11 protein-coding genes are annotated in these 21,453 nt (G+C 36.4%); 1 reads left to right on the top strand and 10 read right to left on the bottom strand.

Annotation, left to right across the window (positions count from 1 at the left end):
- Nucleotides 1-97: 97 nt before the first annotated feature.
- The 6 genes from AC6CH4_RS12320 to AC6CH4_RS12295 form a co-directional block, all read right to left on the bottom strand.
- Nucleotides 98-1,219 (bottom strand): alpha/beta hydrolase-fold protein, encoded by a 1,122-nt coding sequence (locus AC6CH4_RS12320; protein WP_498103374.1) that lies wholly within the window; start codon nt 1,217-1,219, stop codon nt 98-100.
- A 24-nt stretch (nt 1,220-1,243) separates the two neighbouring features.
- Complete coding sequence (locus tag AC6CH4_RS12315) at nt 1,244-2,542, bottom strand: family 8 glycosyl hydrolase (RefSeq protein ID WP_498103373.1); 1,299 nt, start codon at nt 2,540-2,542, stop codon at nt 1,244-1,246.
- A 48-nt stretch (nt 2,543-2,590) separates the two neighbouring features.
- Nucleotides 2,591-3,553 (bottom strand): glycoside hydrolase family 43 protein, encoded by a 963-nt coding sequence (locus tag AC6CH4_RS12310; protein ID WP_498103372.1) that lies wholly within the window; start codon nt 3,551-3,553, stop codon nt 2,591-2,593.
- A gap of 60 nt (nt 3,554-3,613) precedes the next feature.
- Nucleotides 3,614-6,223, bottom strand: coding sequence for a glycoside hydrolase family 31 protein (locus AC6CH4_RS12305; RefSeq protein WP_498103371.1), 2,610 nt, complete (start codon nt 6,221-6,223; stop codon nt 3,614-3,616).
- A gap of 7 nt (nt 6,224-6,230) precedes the next feature.
- Entirely contained in the window at nt 6,231-8,168 is a 1,938-nt protein-coding gene (locus AC6CH4_RS12300; protein WP_498103370.1) for a glycoside hydrolase family 97 protein, read from the bottom strand.
- Between the two features lie 680 nt (nt 8,169-8,848).
- Nucleotides 8,849-10,963, bottom strand: coding sequence for a thioredoxin domain-containing protein (locus AC6CH4_RS12295; RefSeq protein ID WP_498103369.1), 2,115 nt, complete (start codon nt 10,961-10,963; stop codon nt 8,849-8,851).
- Nucleotides 10,964-11,257: 294 nt separating this feature from the next.
- Between AC6CH4_RS12295 and AC6CH4_RS12290 the strand changes: the two genes are divergently transcribed.
- Complete coding sequence (locus tag AC6CH4_RS12290; protein WP_498103368.1) at nt 11,258-12,724, top strand: MFS transporter; 1,467 nt, start codon at nt 11,258-11,260, stop codon at nt 12,722-12,724.
- A 248-nt stretch (nt 12,725-12,972) separates the two neighbouring features.
- Here the strand turns inward: AC6CH4_RS12290 and AC6CH4_RS12285 are convergent, their stop codons facing one another.
- The 4 genes from AC6CH4_RS12285 to AC6CH4_RS12270 all read right to left on the bottom strand — a co-directional run bounded on the left by AC6CH4_RS12285 (nt 12,973) and on the right by AC6CH4_RS12270 (nt 21,440).
- Nucleotides 12,973-15,138 (bottom strand): beta-glucosidase family protein, encoded by a 2,166-nt coding sequence (locus AC6CH4_RS12285; protein WP_498103367.1) that lies wholly within the window; start codon nt 15,136-15,138, stop codon nt 12,973-12,975.
- Between the two features lie 322 nt (nt 15,139-15,460).
- Nucleotides 15,461-17,020, bottom strand: coding sequence for a vanadium-dependent haloperoxidase (locus tag AC6CH4_RS12280; RefSeq protein WP_498103366.1), 1,560 nt, complete (start codon nt 17,018-17,020; stop codon nt 15,461-15,463).
- 1 nt (nt 17,021) lies between these two features.
- Complete coding sequence (locus tag AC6CH4_RS12275) at nt 17,022-17,933, bottom strand: hypothetical protein (RefSeq protein WP_498103365.1); 912 nt, start codon at nt 17,931-17,933, stop codon at nt 17,022-17,024.
- Nucleotides 17,934-18,146: 213 nt separating this feature from the next.
- Nucleotides 18,147-21,440 (bottom strand): VCBS repeat-containing protein, encoded by a 3,294-nt coding sequence (locus tag AC6CH4_RS12270; protein WP_498103364.1) that lies wholly within the window; start codon nt 21,438-21,440, stop codon nt 18,147-18,149.
- Nucleotides 21,441-21,453: the final 13 nt, after the last annotated feature.

Genomic DNA, 21,453 nt, shown 5'->3' with positions numbered 1-21,453 from the left:
TCTGGACTGGTGAATTGTTTAATGTCATGTTTTGGGGCTAATAAAATTCACCGCCAGATACTGTATATTTAATGGGTGGATTAGTAATCCTGCATCATTAGTCTTTAAACAAAAGCGGTGCTAATTCTTTAAAGCTGCGACGCCACGTTTGAAATTCATGTCCGGTGTTTTCAGAAATATAGGGAACAGCATTAAAACCAGCAGTCTTAAGATTTGACACAGCTTCTTTAATACCATCAGGACGCTCTTTACTACCACAGCTTAAAAAGATCAGTTTGACTTTTGATTTGTCTTTAATGTCTTCCGGTTTATAAGTTCCACCACTCAGCAGTGCATAGTGAGAGAAAACTTCCGGTTTGTTTAAGGTGATCGATTTTGTTTCCATACCTCCCATAGATAAACCGGCCATGGCACGATTCGTCTGATTGGCAAGGGCACGGAAATTTGAATCCACATACGGAATTAACTCCTCTGTAACAACCGTCTGAAAGGGTTCTATTTTAAAACTTGCCAAACCACCATATTTAATTTCATTCGTCATTCCGTAGGTCATTACGATCAGGAATGGCTTTATTTTACCTTCTGCAATCAAATTATCCATAATCAAATTAACACGTCCCTGGTTGCTCCAGGCGGTCTCGTCTTCTCCCCAGCCATGTTGTAAATACAAGACCGGATATTTTTTTGCTTTTTCTTTATCATAACCTGGCGGTGTGTAAACATAAGCTCTGCGTGAGGTATTGGTGCTTTTTGAAGGAAAAAGAATTTGCTGTACATTTCCGTGCGGCACATTTTTCAGGGCATAAAAATCCTGATCGTGGGCCGGAATTTCAATTCCGCTTTCCCAACGGGTAGAACCGTAGAAATTAAGTGCGCCCGGATCGTTAAAAACGCCTCCGTCAACTGTAACATGATAGTAATGAAATCCTTCGTCCATGGCGCCGGCGGTAGTGCCTCTCCACAAACCATCTTCCCCTTTGGTAAGGGTGGTACCTCCTTTTGCACCTCCTAATCCCAAACTTACCACAACAGATTTTGCCTCGGGAGCCATAATTTGAAATCTGGCATAACCCTGAGAATTGACTTGCGGATATTCCTGTCCGGGCTGATTGACAGTTGAAGGTTTAAAATCTTCGGTAATAGTTGTATTGGTTTGTGAAAAACCAGTAAACCCTGATAAAATTAAAGCCCATAAGAGCACAACTGTATACTGTTTCATATTCTTATTTTTTAAGTTTAAAATTTATTTAACTGTCGGATTTATAATTTGATAATTACCACTTAAATGCATTAAACTAAAGAGATACATTAAGCCATCATAATACGGATCAAAATAACCATCTTCATAAGGCTCAAGCTTCACTTTCCAAAGCGCGTGAACAAAATCCATACTTTTTTTATCGGGATTGACTAGTGAAGCTGTAGCCGAAGTTCCTACCAATCCGATGGAATGTCTGAGTTTTTTAACCGGCCCGGCCTGCAGAATAAAATCCGGTTTAGAACCATCCAGATTAAACTGATCGTCAAAAGTGTCTAACCCTTTTGATCTTAGAAAATTCTGGAATTTTCGGGCATACTCTTCCTGCCACTTTTTATCTTTTCCGTACCAGGTATAATCCATGGCGATGTTCATAGGCACACGCCAGGAATCGTAACGAAATCCTCCCGGCATCCAGGGTGTAGGATGTGGTTCTCCGGTAAATTCGGTATAATCTGAATTTAGTCCCGTTACCGGATGGGTAGCTTTATGTAAAAAATTACGGGAAACATCGGCACATTCTCTATAAAACTGCTCGTGACCATCTTTAGCATACAAGGCCCATATTTCGTAAAATGCCGGAACATGATAAGATGGATCTGTCCAGTTATAACCGCCTCCTTCCGGTACGAAGGATATTTGCTTGTGTTCGGTATTGATGATGTTATGAACATTCCCGGTACCGTCTTTTTTCCACATGGCATCCAATATTCTTCTGGCTTCGTTGTAATAATGTATTCCGGTATCATTGCCCCATCTGTTCGAAGCAAAAAGTAAACTAGTTACATAATACAATTCTCCGTCTGAAGCAGAACCAGCCGAATTTTGTTTCTTCGTTTCCGGATTGACACTCCACGCAAAATAACCTTCTCGGGGTCCGTCCTGATGCTGCATGTATTTAATCGACCATCTCCAGATACGGTCAAAAACCTCCTTTTTGTTGAGCTGAACGGCAACCATCATACCATACGACATTCCTTCGGTACGGGCATCTTTATTTTTGACATCCGAAACATAGCCTAAAGAATCGCCTTCTTCGAAATAAACTTTGTTAGGTCCTTCAAAAACATCATAATAAGCTTTAGCTAATTTCTGATCTATTTCAACCTGACTATAACCGGCTTCCTTGAAAAGATTGCGGTATTGAGGACTTTTAGACTCTGATTTTTCTGTTTTCTTTTTATTTTGACTCATTCCCAAAATCGGAACAATCATCAAAATCGCCAGGACCAAAACCTGAATTATGAGAAAACTTTTCTTTGTATATGTCTTATTTCTAATCATATTTATTTTTTTTATTGGATATCAAACTTTAAATTGAGATTGTATTTTTTACTTGATTTTGCTGACACCGTCAGTAGTTTGTATAACTTTTTGAATAGTTCCGTCCTCATTGTAATACATATAGTCTACACAAACCGAACGTCTGTAGCTTCCACCTGTAGGCAGGCTTCCGTTGTGATAAAAAAAGTATGATTTGCCTTTGTAATCAATTATACCCGGATGTGTCGTAAAACTGTTCGATACGTTTTCCTGAATAATACCCTGATAAGTCCATGGTCCCGTTGGACTTTTGGCAGTACAATATTCAATCATTTCAGGTTTTGTTCCTGCACTGGCATAGACTAAATAATAAATTCCTTTGCGTTTACAAACCCACGGCCCTTCGATATAATTTTTAGGTTTGAAAGTGGTAATCTCGCCATCCAGTTCAATCATGTTCTTTTTCAGTTTTACCCATTTACAGCTTCCATTTCCCCAAAACATATACGCCTGACCATCATCATCCACAAAAACCGTCGGGTCAATATCATCCCAGGCATACTTCATGTCGGTAGTCATTTCGTTAATAATGAGTGCTTTTCCAATGGCATCCTTAAAAGGACCCGTCGGACTGTCAGAAACGGCAACACCTATTGCTGCGCCGCCTCCGCTCACTTCATCTTTTTTATGAAAGGTAGAAACGAACCAATAAAACTTTCCTTTTCGCTCGATACATTGTGCTGCATAAGCATCGCCGGTGGCCCAGGAAAAGGTACTTGGCGAAAGCGGTGAGCCATGGTCTTTCCAGGTAGCCATATCAGTGGTGGAGTACACACGCCAATCGGCCATTTTATAATTGGTATCCTGCTCGGTTGCGACATCATGTCCTGTATACAAATACAAGGTGCCTTTGTGCACAATTGGTGCCGGATCGGCAGTGAAAATATTTTTGATAATAGGATTTTGTGCTGTGCTTTTAAACATTGACACACAGCAGAGTAGTGCAAATAAAAGTTTAGTTTGGTTTTTCATTGTAATCTTTTTTGGTTTGTATAGTTAATGGGTAATGCTGAGGTAATTATAGTATCAAAATCATTTTTTATTAATTTGTCTTTTTACTATTACTTTCTGGCCAACATACTTTATTGTTTCAGAAATGGTATCGTTTTGATTCCCGGAGATCCACACAATTTTCATGGCGTATAATGCCGTTTGATTCTTATAACCTCCTTTTTGTTTTTCCAACGTCAGGGTTTGATTTTCCTCGTTCCAGACAATCGGAATCTCAATGTGTTTTCCTTTTTCATAATTGTAATTATCGCCTTCGTCGTTATAAAGCGTAAAGACCGCATCCTTACCGGTATAAATTCGAAGTTCAAGTTCATCTTGTTTCGAATTTGTATGCTGAATTACATTTCCCATTGGTACAATTGAACCTTCTTTTACAAAAACCGGTATTTTATCCAATGGTGCCGGAGTAAATATGTTTTGTCCACCTTCAAAGCGTTTTCCGGTCCAGAAATCAAACCAGGCGTTTTGTTTTGGCAGGTAAACATTCCAATTAGTAACACTGGGAGCAGTAACAGGGGCTATTAAAAATGCTTTACCAAACATATATTCATAGGCCGTACTGACAGCAGTCGTGTCCTCCCTGAAATCCATAACCAGCGGTCGCATCAAGGTTGAATTATTCCTGGTGATCTGCCAGGCTTCTGAATAGATGTACGGAAGCAGTCGGTACCTTAAATTGAGCATGGATCGCATGTTATTTTCCACTTTTTCCCCGTATTTCCAGGGTTCGGTTTCCGTTTGATAACCGTGGATCCGAAATATCGGATTAAATACACCCCACTGAAACCAGCGCGTCAGGATTTCATGATACTTTTCATCAGTGTATTGAGTCGGACCCGGACGAAAGAAACCGCCTATATCAGTAGTCCAATACGGCATTCCGGTCAGATTGTAATTTAATCCGGCAACGATTTGACGTTTGTACGCGTCCCAGTCCCAGCCTATATCGCCCGACCAATTGATGGTAGCATAACGCTGCTGTCCTAAAAAAGCAGATCGTGTAAGAATGGCTACTCTCTTTTCGGGGTTCGTATTTTTTTGACCTTCATAAACCGCTTTGCTGACAAATAAGGGATAGGTTAATCGGTAAAAGTCACCCAATCCAAAATAAGTCTGCTTGCCTTTTAAAGCATCATTTTCAGGTTCTGTTGCGTCCATCCACCAGGAATCTACTCCAAGGTTGAATAAATTTTTATCCAGTGCATTCCAATGCGTTTTCTGGGTCTCGGGATTATAAATATCGATCCACGGACTGTTCGGAATAAATAATTTTTTGGACACATATTCCTTTCCGATTTCGGATTCCTTATTTAAATTTTCCCAGACAGAAATAGAAAAATGAGTGTTTAAATCGTGAATTTCCTTTATGAATTTTTCAGGTTCCGGATAATGGGTTTCATCAAACTTTGGTACGCCCCATCCATATTTACCCCAATACTGCCAATCCTGCACGATTACATCCACAGGTAAATTACGTTTTCTGAATTCTTTTATAGTTGAAACCAAATGCTCTCCCGAAGTATAACGCTCACGGCATTGCCAAAATCCAAACGCCCATTTTGGGAGCATTGGCACATTACCCGTAAGATTGCGGTAACCGGCGATGATTTCGTCTGTATTATCTCCCGAAAAAAGAACATAATCCAATGATTTTGCATTGGGAGATTTAAAAACCGTTTCGTTATTAGAAAGTTTTAAGCTAAGAGAGGGTGTATTAGTCGATTTACAAATTATTTTAACTGTATGTTCCCCTGCCTTTAAGTGAACTAATTTACCCACTGCCGGAGGAAGCCATAAATTAGATTGATTGATTACATCAATGCCATCAATCAATACTAAATGACGGCTATCCATGTCTCCCAGATCAAGGAATATGGAGTATTCTCCGTCTTTGGAAACAGAAAAATTTCCGGAATAGAGGGATTGCTGTTGTGAAACTTTCTGTGTACCCGAAGTGGTGGTCACTTCAACTTCTTTTTTCTCACCTTCATTTTTACTATTCTTAACCAAAGGAATCTCCTGATTGGTCGGATTAAAATACGTCAGTCCATATTGATTCCACAGTAAGCCATATCCCTTACTCGATACCAAAAACGGAATGGCGATTTGTGTATTGACCTGGATTAATTTTCGGGTCGTATTTTTTAGATTATAAAATCCGTCCTGAAATTGCCCTAACCCAAATAAATATTCATCTTGCGGAGATTCAAAACCCTGTTCAGCTATAAAACAAGGTTCCCCAAGAATAGTATCAGGTTTTAATAATCTTGTATTTGCTTTTTCACTCAGAAAAACTTTACCCGATTTATCGCTATAAGTCAGTACGCCTGTTTTTTTATTATAGGCAACTACAATACTTTTTGTACTGATTTCTAAACTACTGGCTGTTTCTTTTAATGTAAAATGAGGTACGGCAGGTTTATTTATCAAAACAAAGTCCTGCTCTTCTTTTTTATTTCCGATTTGATATTGAACGCGTATTGATTTTTCGGTAAGCGGAATTATATTTAAGATTCCTTCAGTTAAATCTATAGATAGTTTATCCTTGTTTACGGCATGTTTTTTATACTGCTGCGCCTTCACAGAAGTAAACAAAAAGCTTAAAAATAATATGCAAATAATCTTATTCATAGGTACCCTATTTATCTCTTGGCGTTAATGAAATGGCAAAACCTCCTCTTCGAAGGACTTTAATATCGATAGTTGAATTTTTATCCACTGTAATTACCTGTGATGCAAAAGCCTTGTCGTGATTGCCATCAGCTATTACAACCGCACGATAAGTAACCCCCTCTTTTAAAAATACAAAGCTGAGTTTCTTCGTTGTCTCTTTCTTTTCAGAAGCACTAATTCCTCCAACATACCAGGCATTTCCTTTTCTGCGCGCCATGGTTACGTCCTGCCCTGGATATCCATCAATTAATTTTGTATCATCCCACGCTGTTGGTACTTCTTTCAGAAAAGTTTTAACCTCTTCAGGTAATTCATAGTAACCTTCAGGTCTGTCTGCTAAATGCTGCAATGGCGATTCAAAAAGGACTGAAAGCGCCAACTCATGCCCGTAAGAAGTATGGTGTGGAAATTGCGAATTCGTAAAAGTAACAGGCGTATAATCCATTGCTCCTACTACGTTTCTTGTAAAAGGCAAAATCGTATTGTGTTCGGGTGCTGTAGTCGAAAATTCAGGGCCGTTATTATACCACTCTGCTCCACGAACAGCTTCGTAAGTCATTAAATTCGGATAAGTACGTGACCAGCCACGAGGTACAATGCAGCCGTGAAAATAAACCATCATTTCAAACTGGGCAGCATCTTCTAAAATATCCAAGTAATATTGGATCATATCCTGTTTTTCACTTTCGAAAAAATCAACTTTAACGCCAGCAACACCAAGCTTTTTAAGCTTTGTAAATTCTTCAACCCTGTTTTTGTGTGTAAGCATTCTGTCTTTTGGCGTTGAGGGAACCCATGTATGATCACCTCCCGAATTATACCACATCAATGGTTTTATTCCTTTAGAATGAATGTACTTTAAGGCATCTTCCAAATTGCCGCCATTCGTCATACTATCCCATTCCCAGTCCAACAGCGTGTACGGCCAATTCATTTTTTCAGCTAAATCAGCAAACTCACATACTATTTTATAGTCTTTAGTTCCGTGATTACCCGACCAGTAATTCCACGATACTTTTCCCGGTTTTATCCATTGTGTCGTTTTAAGACGAGTTGGAGTTGAAATATCTTCAATCAAAGTGCTTTCTACAATATCAGATAAACTTCCTATAGTAATAACTCTCCACGGCGATCTCCACGGAAGTGAAATAACTGGTTTAGATTCTCCTTTGCCTCTGCCATCTTTTGGATCGGGGAACGTAAGTTTATAGTTATTGCTGTCTTTTGTGTTACTTAATTTTGTTCCGCAATAGGTACGATCCAGATCCGCTTCGTGCAGCAAATACCAGCAGGATTGATCTGCCGAATTAAATAGTGCAGGATAACACCATTCTTGTTGCGCTATCGTATTATTATCGGAAACGGTATACAAACCTTCATTTGCCGCATTCCATTTCTCCAGCCATCGTTTATGTTCTTTTGGAATCTGATAGGTTGTAAATTCATCATTAATAGTAAAAGAACCCTTTTTCTCCGGAAACTCATAACGAAAAGTAATTCCGTCATTATAGGCTCGTATGATCAGGTTTAGTTTTGCTTTTTTTGGATTTTCAAATGAAACAATTATTTCATTTGCTGTATTTTCCCTTACCGCCTTTTTTCCATAAGGCATTTCATACTGTTCATTTATTAATCGCGGTTTAGTGGCTTTTAAAAAGCGAAGTTCTTTTGAAAAATCCTGATCACTTCTTGAAAGCCCCAGGCTTATTTTTGAAATTATTTCAGATAAATTAGTAATTGTTTGATAGTTTACTTTTAAATACCATTCTCCCTGATTTTGAGAATCAGTAGCATGTAAAGTCACTATAATTTTTTTATTTGGTGATTCCACTTGTATTCGCTGCGACCAGGAATGACAGGAGCTGAAAAGAACAAAAAACACTAAAATAATTTTAAACTTCATGATTTTAAAAATTCATTGTTATTATTTTTCTTTTATCCTAATCGAATTACAGATCTTATAATTCGAGCGTAATGAAAAAGCCGAAAGTGATGAAGCTTCCGGCTTTTAATTTAAAAACTAATACTTACACTTAGTTACAAACCAATTTGTAGAATAACACTTATAACCAACATTAATTTTTAAATCTAAACTCAAAGTCTTTATGGTGTAATTGCCTAGACAATTATATAAATCTCAATAAGTGTATTTACTACAAATATAAACAAAAAAGACAAATACACAACCGGTTGCTTAATTATTTTATTTGCAAATAACCAAAAATAAACAACAAAAAAACATTCTTTATATTTTTAACAGGAAAATAATAAATTTAATGCATTATGAAGAATATATTAAAAGGAAAACTTGATAAATTAGGTGACTTATTTCATTTTTTTTAAATAACTCGTAAAAGTTAAAATTCAACTATAAATAGCATCAAATACTTGAAAATCAATATAAATTGTGTTAAATTACGCTAAGCATAAAATGCACAAAAAAACAACTGGTTGCGTACTTAAAATAGAAAAACAAAAGTTCATTAAAATCGCTAAACAAATCAAATAAGTTTAAATAATCATCTTTTATCAAAAAAATCATAATAAATCAGTATAAAAAAGTCACTTGATTATACTTTTTAGCTATAAACTATTTTTTATTTTGTTAACTGCTACAGCCACCTCTTTTTCAGGCATTTTACAGGCTTTGTCCACGCAGACATAAATATAAGTTTGATTGTCAACAAACCGATTTTCTAAGATAGCAAGTTGACTCTCTTTAGCAGCTCCTGCAATAAGGATATTAGGCAAATAATAACTTTGAAGCTGACTTGTTTTAGCCATAGCATCTTTTCCGGAAATGGCAACCTCAAAATAATTACCGGTGTAATTCAGCATTAAATTCAGCCAATTGTAATATTCCGTTGGTGACTGCAAAGCTTCTGCTTTTACATTATTCAACATCTGTTGCGCAGTTTTGGCATAAGTATCATTCGAATAGTAATGTCCTAATAAAAATAAATTTTGAGCAAGAATAGAATTGGAACCCGGAATTACATTGTCGGCGATTTCCATTTTTCTGGTAATTAAACCTTTTGCAGTATTAGAGGTAAAATAAAACAGATTCGATTTTTTATCCCAAAAATGAGTCATGGCATAATCTGTTAACTGTTTCGCCTTATTGAGCCATTTTTCATCAAGTGTAATTTGATACACTGCAATAAACGCATCGATAACAGTTGCGTAATCTTCTGAAAAACCAACAATACTACTTTTGCCATCTTTATAACTGTGATATAAACTTCCATCTTTTTGAAGCTGATTCTTAACAATAAAATCGGCATTTTTTAAAGCGATTTCTTTATAATGTGGATTCTTAAATACACGATATGCACCAACATAGCCCTTTATCATTAAAGCGTTCCATGAAGTAAGGGTTTTATCATCTAAATGAGGTCTTGACCTTTTGTTTCTCGCCGTTAAAAGTATTTGCTTCCAGTTTTTTATTTTGGAATCCAGTTCTGTTAAAGTCAATTTGTTTTGAAGCGCAAACTCTTTGTCTGATTGATTTTTAAATAAAACATAATTTCCGTTTTCCCACAAACCACTTTCATTACTATTGAAATATTTCTGAAAAAGAGGAAAATCAGATTTCAAAAGCGCTTGCAACTCTTCTTTCTTCCAAACGTAATAGGCACCTTCTTCCAGTTTATTTGACCTATTTTTACTGTCAGCATCTATAGAAGAATAAAAAGCTCCGTTGGGAGCCATAAGTTCTTTTTCAACAAAATTCAGGGTTTCAACTACTGTTTTTTTATACAATTCATCTTTTGTGAACAAATAAGCATCAGAGTATAGACTAACTAGTTGCGCATTATCATAAAGCATTTTTTCAAAATGAGGAATATGCCATTTAGAATCTGTTGAATATCTTGAAAAACCTCCACCAATGGGATCGTAAATTCCACCATTAGCCATTTTTGTGAGTGTGGTCTCCACATACTTCTGAATCCCCTTGTCACTATTCTGAACACTGTAACGAAGCAGGAAATCCAGTGCGTCTGGCATCGGGAATTTAGTATCGCCACTTAAACCTCCTTCTTTAAAATCTAATTGCTCCTGCCATACTTTTACGGCTTGAGAAAGTTCTGATTTTTTAAAATTAACCTGATTATTATTAATTGCAATTAACTGTGATTTCTGAATTCCTGCTACTAATCTGTCTGCATATTCACTCGCTTTTTCGGGATTGTTTTTATACAAATTAGAAATCTCCGTTAAGGCTTTTGTCCATTCTTCCCGCGTAAAATAAGTGCCACCAAAAATAGGACGTCCATCAGGAAGTGCAATACAGTTTAAGGGCCAGCCACCTTTACCGGTCATTAATTGTACGGCATTCATATAAACCTGGTCAATATCAGGACGCTCTTCCCTATCTACTTTTATGCTGATAAAGTTATCGTTCATTAACCTGGCTACAGCCTCGTTTTCAAAACTTTCTTCTTCCATAACATGGCACCAATGACAGGCGGAATAGCCTACAGAAATAATAATAAGTTTATTTTCTGTTTTTGCTTTGTCCAGCGTTTCCTGATTCCACCCTTTCCAGTTAACAGGATTGTGCGCATGCTGTAAAAGATAAGGGCTTGTCTCATTAATTAAATCGTTGGTATATTTGTGATACTCCTCAGTATGTTGTTTTTTATTACAACCAATAAAAAAACAGGAAACAATTAATAAAAGATAGAGAATACGCATACAAATAAAATGAAAGAAGTGTGAATAATAGTGTGATTTTCAGTTGTTTTTTTTAATCAGAAGCTAAAATAGCAATTTAAATTTAATAGATTTGCCATAACTAAAGAATGCTTCAAATGTGCTATTAAAGGCTTCAAAATTGACAATCTTATTTCAACTTTCAAGCTATTTTTACGTTTAACATTTTATTAAAATGAAATGAAAACGAAACGTTATTTTTATAATTAAACATCGCTCTAAAAAATTTCAATCAACAGGATGGGGATAAGCAGAAAAAAAGCAACCAGTATATTGATGAGCAATACTTCACAAAAGCTTTCTATACTGGAAAAAATTGGTTACGGTTTAGGAGATTTCGCGGCGAATTTGATTTTTCAGACCCTGCTGACCTTTTTGGCTTTCTTTTATACAGATGTCTATAAAATTCCTGCTGGAACAGCAAGTATTATCATTTTTATTGGTGGTTTTATCGGTGCTTTTTTTAATATCATTATGGGCGTTATTGCTGACCGTACCCAAACCCGCTGGGGAAAATTCAGGCCTTGGATATTATGGACGGCTTTACCTTTTGGAATTGGTGCTGTTCTTTCTTTTTTAACTCCCAATTTTGGAGAAAATGGCAAGATTATTTACACCTTATTGACTTACTTTTTTCTGGTTATCATCTATTCAGCTAATAATTTACCCTATGTTGCTTTAAGTGGTGTTTTAACTGGTGACATGAAAGAAAGAAATAGTCTTTCTTCCTATCGTTTTGTAGCTGTAATGATCGCTCAATTTATAATTCAGTCGCTTTTATTGCCTTTGGTTTTAATTTTAGGACATGGCGATAAAGCAGTTGGCTTTAAAAATACAATGATTGTATTTGCAGTCATAGGAGTAATTTGTTTACTGATTACTTTTTTTACTACCAAAGAAAGAATTATACCTGCTGAGAATCAGAAGTCTTCGATTAAGCAGGATTTTATCGATTTGTCTAAAAATGGCCCCTGGCTGGTTATGCTGCTGGTTACTATTCTTGTTTTTATCACCTTGTCTTTAAAGGGCGGAATGTATGTTTTCTATTTTAAATATTATTTAGATCCCATAGCGCAAACTTTATTTTTGAAGGATATTGGTTTTACGGCATTTATTCATGATCTGAATAATTCCTTAATTTCAATGGGATTAGTTGATTTTCAGTGGCCAAAAGACGCTCCCACTTCTGCCTTTAGTCTTTTTAATGCCGGAGGAATTCTTTTTATGATTTTCGGCATTTTGTTTTCAAAATCACTCGCAGATGCCTTTGGCAAAAGAAATATTTATATCAGTTTTATTTTTTTATCAGCCATAAGCTTATTGCTTTTCAATTTCTACAGCAGAACCGCTATTGCAATGGTTTTTCTGACTCAGTTAGTTCATGGTTTTATTTATGGAGTAACGATTCCGTTATTGTGGGCGATGATTGCTGACGTAGCTGACTACAGTGAATGGAAAAACAACCGAAGAGCGACTGCAACTGTTTTTTCGGCCATGCTTGTTGGATTGAAAATAGGAATCAGTATTGGCGGAGCTTTGGGTGCCGCATTTTTATCTAAATATGGTTATGTCGCTGAAGAAGTCAATCAGGTTCCGGCAGCAGTAGAAGGAATTAAATTGTGCGTAAGTATCTATCCTGGCTTTATATTCATTATAAGCGCCGTTCTTTTGTGCTTTTATGTAATTGACAGGAATATGGAAATTGGAATTGAAAAAGATTTAAAGGAAAGAAGAGGAAATTAGTTAGGTAATCCCTTTGCGTGCCTTGCGGTTAATTTAACGCAAAGTGCGCCAAGTTTTTTTCTGTGTGTTTACAATTACTTTATAAGTTCGCAAAGCTTTGGGAATAAAACTTTGCGAACTTTGCGTAATCCCTTTGCGTGCCTTGCGGTTAAATTTAACGCGAAGTACATGCAAAAAAAACAGTAATATAGTTTTCCCCACAAAACTATACTACTGCAAAAAATAGAAACCTTTTTTTTTTAATAAATTTATTGTACCATAATAGTTAGACTATTCACAATATTCTCTGCTGATGTAGCGGTATAAAATACAAATTCACCAGGCTCAATTTTCCAGTCAGAAGTCTTTTCATCATAAAAAGCCAAATCTTTTACTTTTACTTTTAAATCAACTGTTTTTTGCTCTCCCGGTTTCAGGAATATTTTATCAAATGCTTTTAATTCTTTTTTCGGTCTTAAAACTGATGAAACTGTTTGACCAGCGTACAATTGAACTACCTCTGCCCCATCCGTTTTACCAGTATTTTTGATATTGAACTTTACTGTAATTTCATCATTTACATCGTATACTTTTTTGTCAGCACTACTATTAGAGATTTCAAAAGAAGTATAAGACAAACCGTAACCAAATGGATATTGAGGAGCAATTCCTTTGATGTCAAACCAGCGATAGCCTACTAAAATATCTTCTTCGTAATTTACCTTCAAATCATGCCCCGGATAGGCTCCTAAAGCATGTGCAGGAGATTGGCTTAAAGTAACAGGCAAAGTAAAAGGCAATTTCCCGGAAGGAAATTCTTTTCCGCTTAATACGTCAACCACAGCATTACCCGCTTCCATTCCGCCATACCAACCCCAAACTACAGCAGGCACACGTGATTCAATACCTGCCAGTTCAAGCGGAGAACCAGCAATAATTACGACAATGGTTTTCGGATTTGCTTTGGCCACTTCCTGAATTAAAGTTTCCTGTCCATACGGTAAACGCATGTGCAGTCTGTCAAATGATTCCGAATCGAAATCATGGTTTAAACCTGCAAAAACAATTGCCACATCCGATTTTTGGGCCTGAGCCACTGCTTCGTCGATTAATTTCCAATCTACCTTATCCGTATTTAATTGACCATCACTGCTTCTTTCCACAACATGAGATTGTTTCTCATAACCTTGTGCAAAATTGATTTGCATCGATTTTCCGTATTTAGTGGTCATAGCCTGAAGTGGCGTCACCTCATACAAAGCTTTAATTTCTGAACTAAATCCGCCGCCGCAATGGGTACGCGTTGCATTGTCACCAATAATGGCTACTGATTTTATAGCACTCATATTTAACGGCAAAATTTGTTTATCGTTTTTCAGTAAAACTACCGCTTCGACAGCAGACCGATAGGCTGCCTGTTGGTGTTCTTTGGTGTTTATAGAACCTTTGATACGTGTTTTAGGGTCTAAAACTTTCGTTTTAATCATAACTCTTAATATGTTAGCCACTTTTTCATCTACTAAGCTTTCTTTGATGCGTCCTTCCTGAACTGCCTTAATCAAAGGATCTGCGAAATACCAGTCGTTATAATTTTCTTTTTCGGTTCCCATTTCTAAGTCCAAACCAGCCAAAGCTGCTTTTTCGGTACTATGAACGGCATCCCAATCGGACATATAAACCCCTTTAAATTTAAATTCATCACGCAAAAGTGTTCGTCCCAAATAATCATTTTCGGTACAGTAGGAACCCCTGAATTTATTATAAGCCCCCATAACGCCCAGCACTCCGGCATCTACAATTGAAGCTTTAAAACCCGGTAAATAAATTTCTCGTAAGGCACGTTCGCTCATCGTTACATCTACAACAAAACGATTTTCTTCCTGATTATTAGCAACAAAATGTTTCACACAAGCAGCAACATCCTGGGTTTGCAAAGCCTTAATATAATTGATGGAAAGCTGCGAAATAAGAAACGGATCTTCACTCAAATACTCAAAATTTCTTCCGCAAAGTGGAGAACGGATAATGTTGATTCCGGGCCCAAGCAAAACATCTTTTTTACGAAAACGTGCTTCTTCGCCCAAAACGATACCGCGTTGTTTCGCTAATTCAAGATTCCAACTAGCAGCCATAGCCGTTCCCGGAGGAAAACAGGTAGAAGAATCATCCGTTTGTCCTGTATATTTCCAGTTATGACGATTCATTTCTGCCCTGACTCCATGCGGACCATCAGACAAAGCCCATTCCGGAATTCCAAGATGCTTTATTTCTTCCGTATAAAATTTAGAGTTTCCATGCAGCATGCCGACTTTTTCCTTCAAAGTCATTTTTTTAATTAGCTGTTGAATTCTTTTTTCAGTAGCATTATTTGTTTGCGAAAAAGAACTTTGAAAAAATACTGAAAACAAAGCCGCAGCTATAAATCGTAATCTCATTTTATATGTTTTAGAAAACCTTTTTTTGGTTCAATTAAATAATTAGATTTTGAATGCTAAATGGAAAAGTATCACCATTAACAAGCCTTCAAAAATAGCCGAATACAAAACATAGGAGTCCTAAAAATCGAGCATTTTATATAAGAAATGAAGCAGACTTGAATGAAAAATTACATCCGGATCTTTTCTTTATAAAAATTACATTAAACATATAATTATGCCTGAAAATTTCATGCAATTTGAAATGATTAATGAATATAAAAAACCTGACAGATTTTGAGATATGTCAGGTTTAAAACTTAAATTAGAAACTATTTACCAGCTATTGCTCAGCACCATCAGTTGTTGCCCTGGTAACTGCAAAAGCAGCTACTTTTTTACCTAAATCTAATCCTTTTTCACAATCACTTCTGTAATGGATAGCTCCATACATCCTTGAGTTTGATGCTTCTAACGCCATTGCCTCATATTCCGTTTTTTTAGATGGAATAAAATGTGATAAAACAGTACAGGCAGCAGCACTAAAAGTAGAATGTCCGGAAACATATGCCGGAAAATTAGGAACTCCCGTAGTTGTTTTAATCGAAGGATCCATTTGACACGGGCGTGGATTGAAGTAAGTGTACTTAGCATCCCAGCAACTAATCGCAGCATCCATCATCGCGACGTTTAATAAGGCTAAATTTCTTGCCCAACGAATTTCGCTGTACGATTGTTCCACAAAAGCTTCGCATGCAATGGCGTTCCAATGCCCGGGAGGTGTATACGTATCGACTCCGTCAGCCCAAAAACTAACAATCTCCAAGTGTTCACGAGAATTATCCTGGCTGTATTTTTTAATCTCGGCTAATTCTTTTGCAAAAGCATCAGATTTTGTTGAAGGAGGTGCAGGAGGACGATTTGCTACCACATCTGCTTCTGTCATTAAAAATGATTTTACTTTTCCGAATAATGGTAACATTGGCGGTCTGGCTGGTATTTCTAATGATTTCCATGGAACTTCGCCTGTTGCTGCAGTTTGAGATTCTAATGCTGCCCAGATTGCCGGTGTGCCTCCAGCAACTCCCGCCCCATCAGTCGAAGCCCGGGTTATAAATTTTGCAGCCACTTTTCTGCCTAAACTTATTCCGGCATCAACATCTGAGCGAACATTAGCACCGCTGATAATACGGTATAATTTTTCTTCTTCAGCTTTTGCGTTTATGTAAGCGATTTCAGTTGGAAATAATAATTTTAAAAGCTCAACAGTAACTCCCGCCACTACAGCATCTTCTGAAGGATATGATGGCAAAGCACTTTTAGGAATTAATACTTGCAAACTTGGATCAACAATGTATGGTGCTGACCTGTTGTACAGTTTTTTATAATGCCAGGCAGCAATCAAAGCATCGTATTGAGCAGCACTTACGTATGCATAAGCTCTTGCAGCATAAGGAGGATTGGAAAATGGAAATTGAGGATACGCAAATGGGTTTCCTGCCGAGGGAGCCGGGTAAGTTCCATCCTCATTTTGGTACGGTGGACGATTATGCCTTGCTACCAACGTTCGCATAATTTCATTCCAGCGCAGTACACTGCCTGCACTCCAATATTCTATTATGTCTTTTTGCTCATCGGTAATACCAACCTGAAAACTTTTTATTTCGTTAATTTCTCTTGTATAAGCAGGTGTAGTTGTTGCAACTGGTACATCAATTGAAAATTCATCAGGTGCAGTTAAAAGATAAGGTTTCCAGGTATAAGCCTCAGCATCTGTATTTTTAGGGTCCAATTGTGGAAACTGCTCATTACGCTGTGAAATATCATCATCACAGGAATACATTAGTCCAACTAATAGAAGTAAAAGACTTTTAAAGACAATTTTATGAATATTATTTTTCATCTTACTTGTTTTTATTTTTAAAATTAATCAGGTAAAACACGCCTCCATAAAACGAGGTTGCTTCTCCTACATTTCTACCTTCCGTTACTACATTATAACCACCCACAATGGCTAATTCAGGAAGTTTTTTTAACGTATATTTTCCATTAAAGCCCAATTTAAAAGCATTCATGGTATTACTTGGAAAAGGCATGTTGTTTTTTGTGATATCAAAACCTCCGGATTGTGTAACCGAATTATCAATAACAGCCTCGGCAATTAACCAATTAGAACGATATCCCAATCTCAAATTAAAGTTGATAACATCTGGCATATTAACTTCATTGGTGTAATGAATTTCATCTGCCAAATAGGAATTTCGATCAATTGTAATATTCGCTCTTTTAATATACGCAGCAGATAAAGTAGTAAAAAAACGATGATACTGCACATCCCCCATTAGTCGTAAAGTTCCTGTTTTGCTGCCAAGGCCAATGCTTAATGGCAAATAATCGGCTACATAGTCTGAGATTGGCATTGAATAGCTTCCTAAAGCAAATAAGGAATAACTAAGTGCACCAACTTTTTTCTTAATTGGCATGTATTTCAAAGTCAATGTTAAATCCTGCATTCCTTTTTGCCCCTGCATAGTTCCTGCTGTAGACTTAGTTTCAAGATATGGAACATTAAATAAAAAATTTAGCTTATCTAATATGCCATAATTACACATAAGCGCTGGACCTTGAGCAGATACCGTTCCCAGATTAAGATTCTCTCTTTTAAAAGTGCCTTCCCAGTACTCATTCCAACTGCTATACTGGTATACCGCTCCGAAGCAAAAATTATTTTTGTTCATCATAAGGGCATCGATTTCGGTTTGTGCGCTCGTCAGAAGAGGAATTAAGAAGAGACAACACAGATATAATTTCCTCATTATTTATTTTTTTTTGTTAATTAGTTGTTTGTTTAAGAATTCTCGCTCTTTATACCATACATAATAGATAAGTTACTATTTCCTAAAATCGCAGAACTGCTTTTAGGTCGATAAAGTAGCTCAAACCAGAACAATACGATGTCCTGATTTAAGCAGCTGAATTCAACATGTTTTGTTTTTGAAGAGGTATAATAAATTCAAAAACAAGAAAGTTTAATTGATTCTCACGGTTTGTAAAAACGAATTATTTTTCGTGACCAAGAGATAGTTTTTCCCTTTTACCTGAATTTTTTCCATGTTTTTTACATCGCCGGGAGTAAAAAATCCGCTTTCAGTAGCTGAAACTGATTTGAATTTTCCTTTGCCATCGCCTTTTAAAAACAATCCGTGACCAGCATCGTTTCGAGGGGTTTCTACTTCGGAGTTGTACATGTTGCCCGTTATTAGAACATCAAGTTTACCATCTTTATCATAATCATCAACCATAATCTGATTGATGCAGGTAAGCTGTGCTTCAACCGGAAGTTCGTGAATGATAAACTTGCCATTTTTATTTTCTAAATAAATACTGGCAAATGATTTTACTTTATAATGCAAGGCTTCTTTAAGTGATTTTTCTGTATAAACATCAACCAGAGTAGCTTCTGAAAAACTTTCATAATCTTTGAATTTCTTCTTGATATTTGGAATTTGCTGAGACGAACAGCCACGGCCTCGTACCGGATATTGTTTTCCATCATTGTAGTAACTCAAGACAATATCTTTGTGTTTATTATTATCAAAATCTTTTACATAAATATCAAAGGTTTCACTAGGAGTTGCTTTGTACTTGTAATTTAAACCATTGTTTCCAACGATATAATCCATGTCGCCATCATGGTCAAAATCACCTTGCTGAATGCTCCACCACCAACCGGTAGTATCATCATTAAGTCCCATATTTTTAGTCACTTCTTTGAAACCTGATGTCGTATTTTGAAAAATACGGATCGGCATCCATTCGCCCACCACAATGATATCGGCTAATTTGTCATTATTAAAGTCGGTAATTACAGCACTTGTCGCCATTCCTAAATTGGTAAACTCTTTCGGAGATTTTTTAGAAACTTCAAATTTTGGCTGTGTTGGCGAACTTATATTATGCAGTAAATAAGTCGTTGCCGGCGACGGATATTGTCCCGGAACCTGTCTTCCTAATACTAAAAGATCTTTTTTTCCATCTTTATCATAATCAATAGGATAGACTTTAGAACCACTTGTCAGCATGGTTGGCAAAACTCCTTTTGAAGCTTTTGTAAAATCACCTTTTCCGTTGTTGAGGTATAATCTGTCTTGTAATTTTGGGTCGTTAACTAAAAATTCGTAACCGCCGCTCACTACATATAAGTCATTATCACCGTCATTGTCAGCGTCAAAAATTAATGCTCCTGTGTCTTCACTGGCTTTATCGTCTTCAAGTGCCTGACTATTTTTCTGGGCAAAACCATTTTTTGTCTGCATAAATATTTTTCCTGAGTAGGTTGCAGAACCTCCAATAAAATAATCATCCAAACCATCTTTATTTAGATCGCCAACCGCAATAGCAGGACCAAAAGTCGACATTTTATGAGGCAATAAAACCTGATCTTTAAAATCATCGTATTTGTTTTCTTCATGTTTGAAAACCGGAAAAACTGTTGTTTCAGTTGCAAACAAATGCTCTTTAGGAGTTGTTTTTACAGCTATTTCTTCTTTAGCGTCCTGTTCCTTAAAGCTTAGTGTTTGGTTTACCTTGACATTAGATAACTTTTGCACTTTGCCATTTGTCCAAACCACTTTTATTTCATCAATGGTTTTGTCTTTTCCTACACCAAAATGTAATTCAGGTGCTACCGAAGACTGAAAACCTCTGGTTAAAGTAAGTTCCTGCATTTGGGTTCCTTTTTTCGTTTTTATGTAAACACGATTTCCTAAACCAAAAGTATTTTTTGTATTTCCTTTAAAATTTACTTTTATGTAATTGTTGATTTTGGAACTTGAATTTTCAAACACAGACGCATAATCATCAATATTATTGACCACCAAATCCAAATCGCCATCGTTATCCAAATCGGCATAGGCCACACCATTTGAGAAACCTTTGAATTCAATTCCCCATTTTTTATTGGCTTGTTCAAAATTTAAATTTCCTTTATTTTGAAACATAAAATTGTCAATTTTTTCAGAAGGAATTTCCTGTGATTTTTTTAGTAAATCTTTTGGCTGCAGGTTAAGTGCTTCTAAACTATGAAAAAAGTCATTGTTATTAATTTCTCTTCGGGTTCCATTCGTTACAAACAAATCCTTGTTTCCGTCATTATCAAAATCAGCAAATAAAGGTCCCCAGCTCCAGTCTGTAGAAGATGTTCCGGTAATACGTGATACATTACCAAAATGCGGAATACCATTTTCATTAACTCCTGTATTTAACTGCATACAATTGTGCATGTATTGATAATTGAAACCCGCATCGACAACATCCCAAAAAAGTTTCGGATTCATGCTCGACATGTTTGCTTTTTTACGACGATTGTCTTTCGCATCCATGTCTACCTGAAAAACATCTAAATTTCCATCGTTGTTGAAATCAGAAATATCTACACCCATTCCGTAGAAAGAGTTATGTGCCATAGCCTCTTTTACTACTTCCTTAAAAGTACCATCCTGATTGTTGATATACATAAAATCAGGTGAATTGAAATCGTTAGAAACATAAATATCTGGCCAACTATCATTGTTTAAGTCGCCAACTGTAGCACTTAATGATAATCCATAATTTTTTACGCCGGCTTGTTCGGTCACATTCGCAAAATGATTGCCATCGTTTCGGTATAAGTGTCCTGATTCATTGTCTTTTACATTACGCATCATTTGAACGTAGTCACCTGTTGCAGAATTGAATCTTGTTGGCGGATAATTGGCAACAAATAAATCTAAATCACCATCTTTATCGTAATCAAAAAAGGTTCCCTGAACGCTGTTTCCAATATCATCAATACCGTATTCTTTGGCTTTTTCAGTAAAAGTTCCGTTGCCATTATTGATATACAACTCATTGTTTTTAGGGCCGAATTTACCTCCTACGCTACAATAAATATCCAAAAAACCATCACCGTTTACATCGGCCATCGCAACGCCGCTATACCAGCGGGAATCACCGCCTACACCCGCTTTTTTGGTAATATCTTCAAATTTTAATTTCCCTTTGTTCAGATATAGTTTATTGGATACCTGATTTCCTGTAAAGAAAATATCTACCAGTCCATCGTTATTGATGTCTCCGGTAGCCACTCCTCCACCTAAATAAATATAATTGTAGGTAAAATAATTCAGTGAATCATTTTCTTTCAGATTATTGCTAAAATCAATTCCTGTGTCAGAACGATCTAAGATAGTAAAGATCTTCTCGTCTGATTCTTTAGAACAACTAACAAGCAGTAGTAAACCCAAAAGGCTAAAAAAAGCAGCTTTTATTTTTATATTTTTCATATTTATGATTGTA

It is taken from the genome of Flavobacterium sp. GQ95, assembly GCF_059758655.1.
The sequence above is the reverse complement of the archived record's forward strand: the minus strand, read 5'-3'. Positions and strand labels throughout refer to the sequence as shown.

Coding starts and splice junctions, on each gene's coding strand:
- AC6CH4_RS12290 (WP_498103368.1), top strand. CDS start 11,258: ATGAGCAATACTTCACAAAAGCTTTCTATACTGGAAAAAATTGGTTAC.
- AC6CH4_RS12310 (WP_498103372.1), bottom strand. CDS start 3,553: ATGAAAAACCAAACTAAACTTTTATTTGCACTACTCTGCTGTGTGTCA.
- AC6CH4_RS12275 (WP_498103365.1), bottom strand. CDS start 17,933: ATGAGGAAATTATATCTGTGTTGTCTCTTCTTAATTCCTCTTCTGACG.
- AC6CH4_RS12280 (WP_498103366.1), bottom strand. CDS start 17,020: ATGAAAAATAATATTCATAAAATTGTCTTTAAAAGTCTTTTACTTCTA.
- AC6CH4_RS12285 (WP_498103367.1), bottom strand. CDS start 15,138: ATGAGATTACGATTTATAGCTGCGGCTTTGTTTTCAGTATTTTTTCAA.
- AC6CH4_RS12320 (WP_498103374.1), bottom strand. CDS start 1,219: ATGAAACAGTATACAGTTGTGCTCTTATGGGCTTTAATTTTATCAGGG.
- AC6CH4_RS12270 (WP_498103364.1), bottom strand. CDS start 21,440: ATGAAAAATATAAAAATAAAAGCTGCTTTTTTTAGCCTTTTGGGTTTA.
- AC6CH4_RS12300 (WP_498103370.1), bottom strand. CDS start 8,168: ATGAAGTTTAAAATTATTTTAGTGTTTTTTGTTCTTTTCAGCTCCTGT.
- AC6CH4_RS12295 (WP_498103369.1), bottom strand. CDS start 10,963: ATGCGTATTCTCTATCTTTTATTAATTGTTTCCTGTTTTTTTATTGGT.
- AC6CH4_RS12305 (WP_498103371.1), bottom strand. CDS start 6,223: ATGAATAAGATTATTTGCATATTATTTTTAAGCTTTTTGTTTACTTCT.
- AC6CH4_RS12315 (WP_498103373.1), bottom strand. CDS start 2,542: ATGATTAGAAATAAGACATATACAAAGAAAAGTTTTCTCATAATTCAG.